Raw genomic sequence first — 342 nt, 5'->3', positions numbered from 1 at the left:
CGATCTCGTAGTCGTTCCAGGCCGTGTGAGTGAACGCGCCCTTGCCGTTGCAGTCACCCATCGCCCAGACGCCTTCCGCACTGGTCTTCAGGTGATCGTCGACCTTGATGTAGCCCTTGTTGTCCATCTCGATGCCTGCCTTGTCCAGGCCCAAGTCGTCCGTATTCGGACGACGACCGACAGCGAGCAAGACATGCGTACCGACGACTTCAGGTGCGCCCTCGTCGCAATCCACGCCGACTTTCACACCGCGCTCGTGCTTGCCCAAGGTGATGCAGCAGGCATCCGTTCGCACGGAGATACCCTCCGCTTCGAGAAAGGCGCGGATCTCCGCGGACACGT

Annotated in this window: 1 protein-coding gene; it reads right to left on the bottom strand. The window is 61.4% G+C overall.

Translation table 11 applies throughout. The annotated features are described in order from the left end of the window. A partial coding sequence (locus tag CBX98_RS25755; protein WP_172606046.1) for an FAD-dependent oxidoreductase occupies positions 1–342 on the bottom strand: 342 nt, incomplete at both ends.

It is taken from the genome of Vibrio sp. T9, assembly GCF_003123985.1.
Lineage (GTDB): Bacteria > Pseudomonadota > Gammaproteobacteria > Enterobacterales > Vibrionaceae > Vibrio > Vibrio diabolicus.
The sequence above is the reverse complement of the archived record's forward strand: the minus strand, read 5'-3'. Positions and strand labels throughout refer to the sequence as shown.